Origin of the sequence: Corallococcus sp. CA041A, from assembly GCF_003612075.1 — a bacterium.
Classification (GTDB): Bacteria; Myxococcota; Myxococcia; order Myxococcales; family Myxococcaceae; genus Corallococcus; species Corallococcus exiguus.
Window position 1 is genome coordinate 1 of record NZ_RAWF01000230.1, and the last position, 16,214, is coordinate 16,214.

At 70.3% G+C, this 16,214-nt stretch carries 2 protein-coding genes; one reads left to right on the forward strand and one right to left on the reverse strand.

Annotation, left to right across the window (positions count from 1 at the left end; genetic code table 11):
* Positions 1–3,376, forward strand: a 3,376-nt coding sequence (locus D7V77_RS31765; RefSeq protein WP_120580032.1) for a type I polyketide synthase, incomplete at its 5' end; no start/stop codon positions are given.
* Positions 3,377–3,385: 9 nt separating this feature from the next.
* On the opposite strand, the gene D7V77_RS31770 is transcribed toward D7V77_RS31765, so the two are convergent.
* A complete protein-coding gene (locus D7V77_RS31770; RefSeq protein WP_158624528.1) occupies positions 3,386–16,132 on the reverse strand; it encodes a non-ribosomal peptide synthase/polyketide synthase in 12,747 nt (4,248 codons plus the stop codon).
* Positions 16,133–16,214 lie beyond the last annotated feature (82 nt).

The window sequence follows — 16,214 nt, forward strand, 5'->3', positions numbered from 1 at the left end:
GGACGTGGCCGCGGGGTTGGCGGGGGCGCTGGGGCTCTCCGGGGACTTCCTCGCCACGCGGGTGTCGTACGAGCTGGACCTGACGGGGCCGGCGATGACGGTGCAGACGGCGTGTTCCACGTCGTTGGTGGCGTTGCACCTGGCCTGTCAGTCGCTGCTCGCTGGCGAGTGCGACCTGGCGCTCGCGGGGGGCGTGTCCATCCGCACGCCGCAGCTGGGGGCGCATCGCAACCAGGAGGGCGGCATCCTGGCGCCGGATGGGCGCTGCCGGCCGTTCGATGTGAACGCGGCGGGCACGGCGGTGGGCAATGGCGTGGGGATGCTGGTGCTCAAGCGGCTGGCGGACGCGGTGGCGGACCGGGACAGCATCCGCGCCATCGTGCTGGGCACGGCGCTGAACAACGACGGGGGCGCGAAGACGGGGTTCGCGGCGCCTTCGGTGCAGGGGCAGGCGGCGGTCATCCGCGAGGCGCTGTCGGTGGCGGGGGTGGCGCCTTCGGACGTGTCCTATGTGGAAGCGCACGGGACGGCGACGGCGTTGGGGGATCCGATTGAGGTCGCGGCGCTCAAGCAGGTGTTCCAGGGGGCTCCTCCGGGTGCGTGTGGTCTGGGCGCGGTGAAGAGCAACTTCGGGCACCTGGACGCGGCGGCGGGCGTGGCGGGGGTGATCAAGACGGTGCTGTCAATGGAGCACCGCACGCTGCCTCCGACGCTGCACTTCACGAAGCCGCATCCGATGTTGGAGCTGGAGGGCAGTCCCTTCCAGGTGGTGGGGAGCACGCGTGCTTGGGAGGGTCCGTTGCCGCTGCGCGCGGGGGTGACGGCGCTGGGGATTGGAGGCACGAACGCGCACGTGGTGTTGCAGGAGGCGCCGGCGCTCCCGGAGACGGATGCGCCCCGGCGCGGTGAAGAGGTGCTGCTCTTGTCCGCGAAGACGGAGGGCGCGCTGGAGCGGATGACCGCGGCGCTCGCGGAGCGCTTGCGTGAGCATGCGGCTCCCGTTGCGGCGGCCTCGCGCGCGGAAGCGACTTCGCATGCGGAAGCGGTCGCGGTGAAACGGCAGGCGGGGGTGGACAACGGCGCCGCATCACCCGCGCGGTCCGCGCCCCCTGCTTCGGGCGCCTGGCTCGCGGATGTCGCTCATACGTTGCAGGTGGGGCGTGCGCGCTTCCCGTGGCGCCGCTTCGTCGTGGTCCGTCCGGGCGAGGATGCGGCGGCGCTGCTGGAGGGGCGGTCCTCTGCCGGTGAGGACGCGCCTCCTCGGATCCGCACCGTGTTCGACGAGGGCGAGTCTCGCGGCGTGGCCTTCCTGTTCCCGGGCGGCGGTGCGCAGCGGGTGAACATGGGCGAGGCGTTCCTTCGCGAGCCGGCGTTCCGCGCTGCCATCGACACGTGCGCGGAGTGGCTTCGCGGTCCCATGGGCGCGGACCTCCGCGACATCCTCTTCGCGGGCCCCGAGCGCTTCGACGCGGCGGCCCGTGAGCTGGACCGGCCACTGTGGTCCCAGCCCGCGTTGTTCGTCTGCGACTGGGCGCTCGCTCAGCTGTGGCTGTCGTGGGGCGTGAAGCCGGACGCGTTGCTGGGGCACTCGCTCGGCGAATACGTGGCCGCGTGCCTCGCGGGTGTGTTCACGCTGGAGGAAGCGCTGGGCCTCGTCGTCGCTCGCGGACGCTTGATGGAGGCGATGCCACCGGGTGGGATGCTGTCCGTGCTCGCGTCCGTGGAGCAGGTCTCGGAGCTCGTGGGGCCGGCCGTGTCGGTAGCGGCCATCAACGGACAGGAGACCTGTGTCCTCTCTGGACCGCTGCCGGAGTTGGAGGCGGCGGAGCAGGCGCTGACGGCGCGGGGCATCGAGCACAAGCGGGTGCGCTACGCGCGCGCCGCGCACTCCTCCATGATGGAGCCGTACCTGGAAGGCTTCGCTCGGGAAGTGGCCCGCGTGAAGCTCCGCGCGCCATCACTGCCCGTCGTGTCCAGCCTCACCGGCCGTTGGCTCCAGGAGCGTGAGGCGACGTCACCTGACTATTGGGTCCGGCACCTGCGGCATACGGTCCGCTTCTCCGATGCGCTGGGCTGCCTGTTGGAGTCCGGGGACCGCGCACTGATTGAGGTGGGTCCGGGCACGACGCTCACCGCGCTCACGAGGCAACATCCGGCGCGCAAGACGCAGCCCGTGCTGGCCACCCTGCCGACGAAGGGCGACGCGCCTGGGAGCGCCCTGGCGGCTCTGGGCGAAGCGTGGGCCGCGGGCGTGGACGTGGACTGGGAACGCATCCGGGACGGCGAGCGGCGTCGGCGCGTGGACCTTCCGACCTACAGCTTCGACCGCGAGCACTACAGCCTGGACGACGCCGCGCCGAGCCCCGTCGCACGCGATGCCATGGCGGCCAAGGCGAAGGCGACCGGACCCTCGAAGTCGAAGGCTCAGGCTCCCCGTCGCGGTGAGCGCGTGGCACCCCGTGACGCCACGGAGCAGTCCCTGGTCGAGTGCTTCCAGACACTGTTCCGCCTGGATGACGTGGGCATCCACGACGACTTCTTCGCGCTGGGTGGCGACTCGTTGGTCGCGCTCCGGCTGCTCGCGATGATCTCCGAACGCTTCGGCAAGCGGCTCGCGCTGAAGGAGATGCTGACCGCGCCCACGGTGGAGTTGTTGGCTCGGAAGCTGGGCGGACGCGAGGAGGGCCAGTCCCTGCCACCCGGGGTCGCGTCGCTCCAGCAGGGCACTCGCGGTCCGCCGCTCTTCTTCGTGCACGCGGCCGGAGGCCAGGCGGTGTTCTACCGGGAGCTGGCGCGCGCCATCGACGCAAGCCGGACCGCCTACGCTTTCGAGTCCCGGGGCCTGGATCCGGACGGACCGCTGCACACGTCCGTCGACGAGATGGCGACGGCCTACCTGGAGGGCCTGCGCGCGTTGCAGCCCGTGGGGCCGTATCTACTGGTGGGCGCGTCGTTCGGCGGCGCGGTGGTCTACGAGATGGCCCGCCGGCTGACGGCGGAAGGCCACGCGGTGCCGCTGTGCGCGATGCTCGACACGCCGGGCCCCGGGGACATCGCTCGGGCCCGGACGGGCGGAGTGGGCTTCGCGCAGGAGCAGGTCCTCGCGGATCCGGAGCAGCAGCGGCGCTACGTGCGCGTCTGGGAGGCGAACATGACGGCCCTGCGCGACTACCCCATGCCCCGCTTCGAGGGCGGCACCCTCCAGTTCTTCCGAGCGGCGACCGTCATCGAGCACATGCCGAAGCACGTGGAACTCGAATGGCTGGACTCGGGCGCGGTGCTCCGGGTGGAGACCGTGCCCGGTGACCACCAGTCGATGCTCACGGGCGGGAACGCTGAGGGGCTGGGCGCGAAGCTCGCGGCCTTCCTTCCGTGAGTGACCGGCTCAGCTGGAGCCCGGACGGCCGCGCCGCTGGGCCATGCGCCGCAGGTTGTCTCGCCGCTGCGCGCCCGGGTCCTGTGCGGGCGAGGGAGCCGCCGCAGGTGGCGTGTCCTTCGGCGGTGACAGGTGTCCTGCGAGCGCGCGCACCGTGGGGTACTGGAAGAGGGTGATCAGCGGAACCTTGCGGCCCACCAGCGCCTCCAGCTTCGCGTGCACGGACTGGAGCAGCAGCGAGTTGCCGCCCAGGTCGAAGAAGTTGTCGCTCGCGCCCACGCGCTCCAGCCCCAGCACTTCGGCCCAGAGCGCGGCCAGCGTCTGCTCCAGGCCGGCTTCGGGGACGCGATAGTCCTCGCTCAGTTCGGGCCGGTGCACGTCCGGTGCGGGCAGTGCCTTGCGGTCCAGCTTGCCGTTCGCGGTGAGCGGCAGCCGCTCCAGCACCACGAACGCCGACGGAACCGCGTGCTCCGCGAGCGATCGCCGCAGCGAGGAACGAAGCGCGTCCACCGTGAACGCGGCCCCTTCGCGGAGCACCAGGTACGCGACCAACCGCCGTTGTCCCGGCACGTCCTCGCGCACCTGCGCTACCGCTTCCTTCACCGAGGGCTGCGAGAGCAGCGCGGCCTCCACCTCGCCCAGTTCGATGCGGAAGCCCCGCAGCTTCACCTGCGAGTCCGCGCGGCCCCGGAACTCCAGCGTCCCGTCCGCGAGCCACCGCACCACGTCGCCCGTGCGGTACAGGCGCGCGCCGGGGTCTTGAGAGAACGGATCCGGTCCGAAGCGCTCCGCCGTGAGCACGGGCTGACCCAGGTAGCCGCGCGCCACCTGGGCGCCTCCCAGGAACAGCTCGCCCCACAGGCCCACAGGCACGGGCTGTCCCGCGCCATCCAGCACGTACACGCGCACGTTGGGCTCCGGGCTGCCGATGGGAGGCAGCAGTCCTTCGGCCGCTTCGGGCTTCACGGCGCCGGAGGTCGCGATGACGGTGTTCTCCGTGGGGCCGTAGCAGTTGAGCCACTGGCCCGGAACGGAGGGCCCCGGACGGCGGTGCAGCACGTCGCCGGCCACATGCACCCGGCGCAGCGGCATGTCCGCGGGCCATGGCTGCTCCAGCGCGGCCTCCGCCATGGGCGTGGGCAGCGTGGTGAGCGTGATGCCCTCCGTCGCGAGCCACCGCACCAGCCGCGCGGGCTCCGCACGCACCTCGTCCGAGGGGAGATGGAGGCTGGCGCCATGCGAGAGCGACGGCCAGGTCTCGAAGACAGTCGCGTCGAACGCGAGCCCCGTCAGGAGCGTGGCACGGTCTCCCGGTTCAATCCCCGCCGCCGTGCCGAGACCCGCGACGAGGTTCGCCAGCGTGCCGTGCGTCACCGCGACGCCCTTGGGCCGGCCGGTGCTGCCCGACGTGTAGATGACGTAGGCCATCGCCTCCGCGTGCAGTGTCACTGCGGGCGCGGTGACTGGATGGGTCTCCAGCGTGGGCTCCGTGTCCAGGCAGAGCACGCGCACGCCGCATCCCTCGAAACGGGAGGCGAAGGCCTGCTGGGTGACGACGATGCGCGAGCCACTGTCCATGAGCACGTGCCGCCACCAGGCCTCCGGCCACGTCAGGTCCATGGGCACGTAGGCCCCGCCCGACTTGAGGATGCCGAGCGCGCCCCACACGTAGCCGGGCGTGCGGTCCACGCACAGGGCGACCACGGTCTCCGGCTTCACACCCTGTGAGCGCAGCAGGTTCGCGAGCTGGTTCGACCGGGTCTCCAACTCCCCGAACGTCAGTTGCTGCCTGTCGCCCGCCAGCGCGAGCGCCTCCGGCCTCAGCCGCGCCTGCTCCGCGATGCGCGAGGGCACACGGAGGTCCGCGGGGACATCGAGCGCGGTGTCGTTCCACTCGACGAGGACCTGCTGGCGCTCCGCCTCTGTCAGCAGCGACAGCGACGCGAGCGGACGCTCCGGGTTTCGCGTCACCTGCTCCAGCAGGCGCAGGTAGTGCCCGGCCATACGCTCCACCGTCGCCGCATCGAAGAGCGCGGTGTTGTATTCCCAGTGCGTCAGCAACCCGGTGGCGGACTCGCGCATGAACAGTGTGAGGTCGTGCTTCGCGAGCCCTGGATCAAAGGGCACCGGCGCTGTCTCCAGTCCTCGCAGGGGGAAGCCGGGGAAGTCCTTGAAGAGGGCGAACACGGTCTGGAACACGGGCGTGCGGCTCAGGTCTCGCGGCGTCTGGAGCGCGTCCACCAGTTGTTCGAAGGGCACCTCCTGGTGCGCGTACGCGCCCAGGCACGTCTCGCGAACACGGGCGAGGAGGACCTGGAAGGACTCGGCGCCGGAGACCTTCACGCGCAGGGGCAGGGCGTTGACGAAGAAGCCGATGAGCCCCTCCACCTCGCGGTGGTTGCGGCCGGAGATGGGCGAGCCGACCACCACGTCGTCCTGCCCGCTGTAGCGCGACAGCAGGGCGTGGAAGCCCGCGAGCAGCGCCATGAAGGACGTGACGCCCTGCTGGTGACACAGTTCGCGCACGGCGGCATCCACCGCGGCGGGGATCCGCACCATGTGGGCCGCGCCCGCCTGGGCCTGCACGGGCGGACGCGGTCGGTCGGTGGGCAGCTCAAGCGCGTGGGGCGCCCCGTTCAACTGCCGCTTCCACCACGCGAGCTGCGCGTCGAGCCCTTCGCCCTGCAACGTCGCGCGCTGCCAGCGGGCGTAGTCCGTGTATCGGATGGGCAGTGGCGGCAGGCGCGGCGTCTGGTTCCGGGTGAAGGCGTCGTAGAGGACGCCCAGCTCGCGCCCCATCACGTCCGTGGACCAGCCGTCCGTGATGATGTGATGCATGAGCAGGAAGAGCGCGTGGTCTTCCGCATCCAGCCGCAGCAGCGTCGCCGTCAGCAGGGGACCCGTGCGCAGGTCGAAGACGTGGCGCATCCGCTCCTCGGCTCGCTGGCGCAGGACGGTGTCGCGCTGCTGGGGCGGCACGTCCTCCAGCCGCTCGAAGGCGAGCGCGAAGGGAACCGAGGTCAGGACGCGCTGAACGGGCTGGCCGTTCTCCTCCGCGAACACCGTGCGCAGGGACTCGTGACGGTCGATGAGCGCCGCGAGTGACCGCTCCAGCGCGGCCACGTCGAGCGGTCCCTTGCACCGGATGAACAGCGGGACGTTGAAGGCGAACCCGCCCGGTGCGAGCGCGTCGATGAACCACAGCCGCTGCTGCGGGAAGGACTGGGGCGCGGAGTTTCCGGCCTCCGTGCGCACCAGGGGCGGTGCCTGGAGGGGATGGGCTTCCTGGCGCAGGGCTTCGATTCGCGCGGCCAGCTCCGCGAGCGTCGGGGCTTCGAAGAGCACGCGTACGGGCAGCTCCATTTGAAGGGACTCACGCAGACGGGAGGCCACCTGGGTCGCGAGCAGCGAGTGGCCGCCCAGCTCGAAGAAGTGGTCCTGCGTGCCCACGCGCGGCACACCGAGCAGCGGTGCCCAGATGTCCGCGATGAGCTTCTCCACCGCGGAGACCGGGGTCACGTAGACGGTGCCGGGGATGGCCTCTTCCGTCGGAACGGGCAGGCCGTTGCGGTTCACCTTGCCACTGGGCGTCAGGGGCAGCGCGTCCATGCGCACCAGCGCCGAAGGCACCATGTACTCCGGCAGCCGTCGCGCCAGTGCCTGCCTCAGCGCCTCCGCGGAGAAGGCCGTCTCCGGTTGCACCACGTAGGCCACCAGTCGCTTGAAGCCCGGGGTGTCCTCGCGCAACACGACGACCACGTCCTGCACATCAGGCAGGGCGCGCAGGGCTGACTCGACTTCGCCCAACTCGACGCGGAAGCCACGCAGCTTCACCTGGCCGTCCAGGCGGCCGAGGAACTCCAGTTGTCCATCCGCGAGCCAGCGCGCCTTGTCGCCAGTGCGGTAGAGGCGGGCGCCCGGCGTGGCGCTGAACGGTGAGGGCACGAAGCGCTCCGCGGTGAGGTCTGGCCGGTTGTGATAGCCGTGCGCGAGCCCTTCGCCTCCGATGAACACCTCTCCTGGGACGCCGACGGGGCTCGGATTCCCGCGGGCATCCAGGACGTAGGTCTGGACGTTGGTCAGCGGCGTCCCCACCGAAGGAAGCGCGGGCCAGGTGCTCGGAGATCCTGAAGCCCGCCATGCGCTGGCGGCGTGCGTCTCCGAAGGGCCGTATTGGTTTTCGAGGACGCAGCCGGGCAGCCGTTCGAAGAAGGAGACGAGGGCGGGCGTCACCTGGAGTTGTTCGCCCGCGGTGATGACCTCGTTGAGCGGGGGCAGCTCCGCCGTAGTGCGTGCTGCTTCGCTCAGGGATTGAAGCGCGACGAAGGGGAGGAAGAGGCGCTCCACGCGGTGCTGGGTGAGGAAGCGCAGCAGTGCCGGTGGGTCACGGCGCAGTTCGGCGGAGCTGAGCAGCAGTCGGCCGCCGATGCACCACGTGCCGAAGATCTCCTGGAAGGAGACATCGAAGTTGAGCGAAGCGAACTGGAGAGTGGTGGCTTCCCTGCGGACGGCGCGGCGGATCTGCCAGGCGAGCATGTTGCCGATGCCTCGATGGGACATGGCGATGCCCTTGGGCCTGCCGGTGCTGCCCGAGGTGAAGACGACGTAGCAGACCGCTTCTGGAGACAGCCTCACGTTCGGAGACGCGGTGGAGCGGGAGGCCAGTGAGACGGTCTCCATCGTCACGATGCGCGCGGAGGTGCTTGGTGGCAGCGCCCGCACGAAGCCTTCATGCGCGAGGACGACCGGAGCGCGTGTGTCCTCCACCATCAGGGCCAGTCGCTCGGCCGGATAGTTCGGATCCAGCGGGACGTAGGCTGCACCGGCCTTGAGGGTGGCGAGGACGGCGACGGGCATGTCGAGGCTGGAGCGCTCCAGGCACAGCCCGACGGAGCTTCCCGGCGTGACGCCCAGGGCGATGAGGTGGTGCGCGAGCTGATTGGCTCGTGCATCCAGTTGCCTGTAGGTCAGCGACTCGGCGCCGTTCGTCACCGCGACTGCTTCCGGTGTCCGAGCGACCTGCGCCTCCACCCAGCGGTGCATGAGGCCCGGCTCGAAAGAGAGGTCCTTCGCGGCGTTCCACGTCACGACGACCTGCTGCCGTTCCTCTTCGGAGAGGAGCGGCAGGGCCGACAGGGGCTGCTCGGGATGGCGGACCGCTCCTTGGAGCATGCGCACGTAGTGCCCGGCCATCCGGGTGAGGGTCGCCTCCTCGAAGAGGGCGGTGTTGTACTCCCAGAAGGCGGTCAGCCCCTGCTCCGACTCGCGGACGAAGAGCATGAGGTCGAAGCGGGAGACGCCCGTCTGGAACGGAACGTCCTCTGCTTGGAGGCCGGGCAACGAGAAGGGGACGGCCGCCTGTTGCAGGACGAAGAGGGCCTGGATCAGCGGCGCGCGGCTCAAGTCGCGTGGCGGCTTGAGCGCCTCCACGATTTGTTCGAACGGCAGGTCCTGATGCGCGAAGGCGCCCAGGCAGCTCTCGCGCACGCCGCGCAACAGGTGGCGGAAGGAGCGCGTCCCAGCGACATCCGCGCGCAGGGCGAGCGTGTTGACGAAGAGGCCGAGGAGCCCTTCCACCTCACGGCGGTTGCGGCCGGAGATGGGCGAGCCGACGACGACGTCGTCCTGTCCGCTGTAGCGCGCGAGCAGGGCCTGGAATCCCGCCAGCAGCGTCATGAACAGCGTGGTGCCCTCGCGCTGGCCCATGGCGAAGAGGGCGCTGGTCAGCGCGGGTGGCAGGGGGACTTCGATGTACGCGCCCTGGAAGGTCTGCACGGGCGGACGCGGTTTGTCGGTGGGCAGGTCCAGCACGGGCGGTGCCCCCGCGAGCTGCTCGCGCCACCACGCCAACTGCTCTTCCAGCACGTCGCCCTGCAACCACGCGCGCTGCCACAGCGCGTAGTCCGCGTACTGGATGGAAATGGGCGGGAGCTGGGCCTCCGTGCCCTGGAGCCGGGCGAGGTAGAGCGCATCCAGCTCCCGCTGGAGCAAGGCAATGGACCAGCCGTCGAAGACGCTGTGATGGAAGTTGAGGATGAGGACCTGATCCTCGTCCGCGATCCGGAGCAGCGTGGCTCGGATCAGGGGGCCTCGCCGCAGGTCGAACGGTACATGTGCTTCGGCCTCCACCTGGCGCTGGAGCGGAATGCGCGGCTCCACGTCCACCTGCTTCACGGTGAGCTTCCACGCGGGCCCGATGCGTTGCACCGGCTGGCCGTCCACTTCGTCGAACGTGGTGCGCAGGACTTCGTGACGTCGGATGAGGACGTTGAGCACGTCCTCCAGTGCGTGTGTGTCCAGCCGTCCCCGCAGCCGGGTGACCAGGGGCAGGTTGTAGGCGTGCGCGCTGGTGTCCAGCTGCGAGACGAACCACAGCCGCTGCTGGGAGAATGACTGCGGAACGAGCTCGCCGCGCAGCTGGGGGACCAGCGGCGGGACGGCCTTCCGGTTCGCGCCGTGAAGATGCTCCTCCAGCCGCGCGGCGAGCTGCGCGACGGTGGGCGCCTCGAAGAGGACACGGAGGGACACGTCCACCTGGAAGGCCTCCCGCAACCGGGAGACCACCTGTGTTGCGAGCAGCGAGTGCCCACCCAGCTCGAAGAAATGATCCTGCAGGCCCACGCGCGGCACCACGAGCAGGGACGCCCAGATGTCCGCGATCACCTTCTCCACCGCCGTCATCGGGGCCAGGAACCCGGAGTCGTCCGCGGCTTCTTCCTTGGGCGCGGGCAGACCGTTGCGGTTCACCTTGCCGCTTGGGCCCAGCGGCAGCGCGTCCATTCGCACCAGGGCCGAGGGCACCATGTGCTCCGGCAGCCGTCGCGCCAGCGACTGCCTCAGCGCCTCCGGTGAGAAGGATGCTTCCGGTTGGACCACGTAGGCGACCAGTCGCTTGTGGCCCGGTGTGTCCTCGCGCACCACGACGACCACGTCGCGTACGTCGGGCAGGACGCGCAGGGCTGCTTCCACTTCGCCCAGTTCGACGCGGAAGCCACGCAGCTTCACCTGCCCATCCAGGCGGCCGAGGAACTCCAGCTGCCCGTCCGCGAGCCAGCGGGCCTTGTCACCCGTGCGGTAGAGGCGTGCGCCCGGAGTGGGTCCAAACGGAGAGGGGATGAAGCGCTCCGCGGTGAGGTCCGGCCGGCCGTGGTAGCCGTGCGCGAGTCCTTCACCGCCCACATACAGCTCGCCCGGGACCCCGACTGGGCAGGGCTCGCGGCGCGGATCCAACACGTAGGCCTGGACCGAAGGCAGCGGTGTTCCGACCGGAGGCAGGGCGGGCCAGGTGCTCGGGACACCCGACGCACGCCACGCGGAGACCGCATGGGTCTCCGAAGGACCGTACTGATTTTCGAGGACGCAGCCGGGCAGCCGCTCGAAGAGGGCGACGAGAGCGGGCGTCACCTGGAGTTGTTCGCCCGCGGTGATGACCTCGTTGAGTGGGGGCAGTTCCGTCGCGGTGCGCGCTGCTTCAGACAGCGATTGGAGCGCGACGAAGGGGAGGAAGAGACGTTCCACGCGGTGCTGGGTGAGGAAGCGCAGCAGCGCGGGTGGATCGCGGCGCAGTTCGGCGGAGCTGAGCAGCAGGCGGCCACCGATGCACCACGTGCCGAAGATCTCCTGGAAGGAGACGTCGAAGTTGAGTGAGGCGAACTGGAGCGTGGTGGCTTCCGCGCGGACGGCGCGGCGGGTCTGCCACGCGAGCATGTTGCCGATGCCCCGGTGGGACATGGCGATGCCCTTGGGCCTGCCGGTGCTGCCCGAGGTGAAGACGACGTAGCAGACCGCTTCAGGTGACAGCCTCACCTTCGGAGACGCGGTGGAGCGGGAAGCCAGCGAGACGGTCTCCATCATCACGATGCGCGCGGAGGTGTCCGGCGGAAGGGCCCGCACGAAGCCCTCATGCGCGAGGACGACCGGAGCCCGCGTGTCCTCCACCATCAGGGCCAGGCGCTCGGCTGGGTAGCTCGGATCCAGCGGGACGTAGGCCGCGCCAGCCTTGAGGGTGGCGAGGACGGCGACAGGCATGTCGAGACTGGATCGCTCCAGGCACAGCCCGACGGAGCTGCCCGGCGTGACGCCCAGGGCGATGAGATGATGGGCGAGTTGATTGGCGCGCGCATCCAGTTGCGCGTAGGTCAGCGACTCCGCGCCGTTCGTCACCGCGATGGCATCCGGTGTCCGCGCGACCTGCGCCCCCACCCAGACGTGGATCAGCCCCGACTCGGGAATCCGTTCCTCGCGGCTGTTCCATGCGACCAGGAGTTGCTCGCGTTCCTCCCGCGACAGGAGCGACAGGTCCGCCAAGGGCAGCTCGGGGTTCGCGGTAACGCCTTCGAGCAACCGCACGTAATGCCCGGCCATCCGGGCGAGGGTCGCCTCCTCGAAGAGGGCGGTGTTGTACTCCCAGTAGGCGACGAGACCGTGCGGCGTCTGCCGCATGAACAGCATGAGGTCGAAGCGGGAGACGCCCGACTGGAACGGGAAGTCCTCCACCGCGAGGCCGGGCAGGGACAACGGCGTCGCGGCCCGCTGCAGGACGAACATCGTCTGCACCAGGGGCGTCCGGCTCAGGTCGCGCGGCGGCTTGAGCGCGTCCACGAGCTGTTCGAACGGCAGGTCCTGATGCGCGAAGGCACCCAGGCAGCTCTCACGCACACCGCGCAGCAACTGCCGGAAGGAGCGCGAGCCAGAGACATCCGCGCGCAGGGCGAGCGTGTTGACGAAGAAGCCGATGAGTCCTTCCACCTCACGGCGATTGCGGCCGGAGATGGGTGAGCCGACGACAACGTCATCCTGGCCGCTGTAGCGCGCGAGCAGGGCCTGGAACCCCGCCAGCAACGTCATGAACAGAGTGGCGCCTTCGCGTTGTCCCAGCAGCTGGAGCGAGCCATGGAGGGGCTGGGGCAGCAGCACCTCGAAGTTCGCGCCCTGGAAGGTCTGCACGGGCGGACGTGGCTTGTCGGTGGGCAGGTCCAGCACGGGCGGTGCTCCCGCCAGCGCCTCCCTCCACCATGCGAGCTGGTCCTCCAGTTCCTCCCCCTGGAACGACTCACGCTGCCACCGCGCGTAATCCACGTACTGGAGGGACAGGGGCGGCAATGTGCCCTGGCCGTGCGCGGGGTAGAGCGCGTTCAATTCGCGCTGGAGCACGTCGATGGACCACCCGTCGAAGACGATGTGGTGGATGACGAGCATCAACACGTGGTCGTCATCCGCGACTCGCAGGAGCAGCCCTCTCATCAGGGGGCCGCGCCGCAGGTCGAACGAGCGCCGGGCCTCCGTGGACAGGTGCTCCGCGAGCTTCGCGGCCTCCACGTCCGTTCTCACCAACGTGAAGTTCCATGCCGGCCCGATGCGCTGTACCGGCAGACCCTCCACCTCGTCGAACGTGGTGCGCAGGACCGCGTGCCGGCGGATGATCTCCGCGAGGCTTCGCTCCAGCGCATTCGCGTCCAGCGCGCCCCGCAGCCGGGTGACCATGGGCACGTTGTAGGAGTACCCCAGTGTGTCGAGCTGCGAGATGAACCACAGCCGCTGCTGCGCGAACGACTGCGGCAACCAGCCGTCTTGGGGACCGGGAGTCAGCGGGAGGGACTGGATCCGGCTGCTCTCCATTCGCAGTGCATCGATGCGCGCCGCGAGGCTGGTGACCGTGGGCGCCTCGAACAGCGCTCGCACGGACAGGTCCACCTGGAACGTCTCCCTCAACCGGGAGTTGACCTGTGTGGCGAGCAGCGAGTGCCCACCCAGTTCGAAGAAGGAGTCCTGCGTGCCCACGCGCGTTCGGCCCAGGAGCGCGGCCCAGACCTCCGCCACCGCCGTCTCCGTCGGGGTGACTGGCGCCACGTAGCCGTCCTCCGTGAGCGTGTCGCCCACGGGCGTGGCGAGCGCCCTTCGGTCCACCTTGCCCACGGGCGTCAGCGGCAGCCGGTCCAGCTTCACGAAGGCGGACGGGACCAGCGGCGCCGGCAGCTGGGCGGACAGGCGCGAACGCAGCGTGCTCACGTCCACGCTCGCGCCGGTCACATAGGCCACCAGTCGCTTGTCGCCGGGCGCGTACTCGCGCACCTCCGCCACGGCGTCCTCCACGCCAGGCAGGTGGCGCAGGGCGGTTTCAATCTCCCCCAGTTCGATGCGGAAGCCGCGCAGCTTCACCTGCGTGTCCGCGCGCCCCATGAAGGCCAGCTCGCCGGAAGGCAGCCACCGTGCACGGTCGCCCGTGCGGTACAGCCGGGCACCGGGGACGTCGCTGCACGGATGGGGCACGAAGCGGTCCGCGGTGAGCTCCGGCCGGTCCATGTAGCCCCACGCGAGACCGTCGCCTCCCACGTACAGGTCGCCCACGACTCCGGGCGGCACCGGCTCCAGGCGCGCGTCCAGCACCAGCGCCTGGGAGTTCTCCAAGGGGCGGCCAATGGGCACGGGCATCCGCGCGTCCATGTCTCGCTTCACCTGATACGTGGCGGAGAACGTAGTGTTCTCCGTGGGGCCGTAGCCGTTGATGACCGCTCGGCCCGCGTCCAACAGCTTGCGCGCGGCCAGCGGGGACAGCACGTCGCCGCCCGCGAGCACCTGCCCCACGCGAGCGAGCGCCGCGGGCCGGTTCAGCGCCATCTGCTCGAAGAACGCAGTGGTGAGGAACAGCACGCTGATGCGTTCTCGCTCCAGCGTCGCTTCCAGTTCCTCCAGCGACGGCGTCACCGGTGGATAGAGGAACAGCTTCGCGCCGCTGAGCAGCGCTCCCCACAGCTCCAGCGTCGCGGCGTCGAACGACGTGGTGGCCAGTTGGAGGACGACGTCTTCGGCGCGGAACCGGACGTAGGACACGCCCTTCACCAGCCGCGTCACGGCCCGGTGGGGAACGCCCACGCCCTTGGGCTGCCCGGTGCTCCCGGACGTGTACATGACGTACGCGAGCGCATCGGCGGGGACGTGCACCTCGGGCGCTGCCTTCGGTTGAGCCTCGAAGGTCCGCCAGGACGGGTCGAGCACCACGACCCGTGAGGCCAAACCCTTCAGCGAGGACTCGCGTCCCTGCTCCAACAGGAGCACGGTGATGCGGGCGTCGCGCGCCATGAAGTCCAGGCGCTCGGGGGGATAGCCTGGATCCAGCGGGACGTAGGCGCCTCCCGCCTTGAGGATGGCGAGCGTCGCCACGACCATCTCCAGCGACCGGCCCGCGCACAGGCCCACCGGTGTTCCCAGCCGCACGCCCTGCCCACGCAGGTGGTGCGCGAGCTGATTGGCCCGTGCTTCCACTTCCGCATACGTGAGCCGGTGGCCTCCCGCTTCCACGGCCACGGCGCCGGGCGTCCGCGCGGCCTGCTCCGCGAAGAGCGAGGGCAGGGACGCATCGCGAGGGTAGGGGACGGCGGCTCCCGTCCCCTGGTCGAGCAGGCGCTGCCGCTCCATCGAGGTGAGCAGCGGAAGCGTGGCCACGGGACGCTCCGGCTCCGCGACCGCGGCCTCCAGCAGGCGCGTGTAGTGCTCCGCGAAGCGCGCCACCGTCGCGGCGTCGAAGAGGTCGGTGCTGTACTCCCAGAGCCCCACCAGCCCTTCCGGCGTTTCGCGCAGGAAGACGGTGAGGTCCATTCGCGACACGCCCGGTTCGAAGTCCAGCTCGGAGGTGCGCAGCCCCTCCAGCTCCAGCGCGGGCACGGCCGAGTGCTGGAGCGTGAAGAACACCTGGAACAGGGGCGGGCGGCTCAGGTCGCGCTCGGGTTGGAGCGCGTCCACCAACTGCTCGAAGGGCACTTCCTGATGCGCGTACGCGTCCAGGCACGTCTTGCGCACGCGGTGCAGCAGTTCTCCGAAGCCGAGCGCACCTTCACCCCGCACGCGCAGGGGCAGGGTGTTGATGAAGAAGCCGATGAGCGGTTCCACCTCCTGGCGCGTGCGTCCGGAGATGGGGGAGCCGATGACGATGTCGTCCTGGCCGCTCAGCCGCGAGAGCAGCAGATTCATCCCACCCAATAGCGCCATGAACAACGTGACGCCCTGCTTGCGGCACAGCGCTTCCAGCGCCTTGCCCAATGCCGGAGGGAGCGCATGGCGGTACACCGCGCCCCGCGTGGACTGCGCGGCGGGGCGGGGCCGGTCCGTGGGCAGCTCCAACGCGGCGGGCGCTCCCGACAACTCACCTCGCCACCATTCCAGTTGCTGCTGGAGGTGCTCGCCCTGGAGCCACTGCCGCTGCCACACCGCATGGTCCGCGTACTGCACCGGCAGCGTGGGCAGCACGGGCGTCGTGCCGGCGCGATAGGCCACGTAGAGCGCTTGAAGCTCCCGCTCCATCACCGTGAGCGACCAGCCGTCGCAGCAGATGTGATGCAGCATCAGGAGCAGCACGTGCTCCGCTTCTCCCAGCCGCAAGAGCCGCACACGCACCAGCGGTCCCGCGCCCAGGTCGAAGGGCACGCGCGCCTCCGTCTCCGCGGCTTGTCGCAGGACCTGCTCCCGTTCGGACGCGGGTATCGCCTCCAGCGACTCCACGTGCAGCGGCAGGGACAGCGATGGCGCGATCCGCTGCACCGGCTGACCGTCCACGATGGCGAAGGTGGTGCGCAGCGCTTCGTGCCGCTCCACCAGCACGGCCAGTGCTCGCTCCAGCGCGGGGACGTCCAACGCTCCGGTGAGCCGCGCGAAGTACGGGACGTTGTAGGAGATGCCCCCGGGCGTGAGCTGCTCGATGAACCACATCCGCTGCTGCCCGAAGGAGAGCGGCAGCAAGGCGTCACGCGGGACGGGCACCACGGGCGGTGCTCGACGACGGGGCCTCGCCGGGGACTTCGGCGCGGAGGCGGAAGGGGAGCCGGGGTGCTCGGTCGTCATGTCT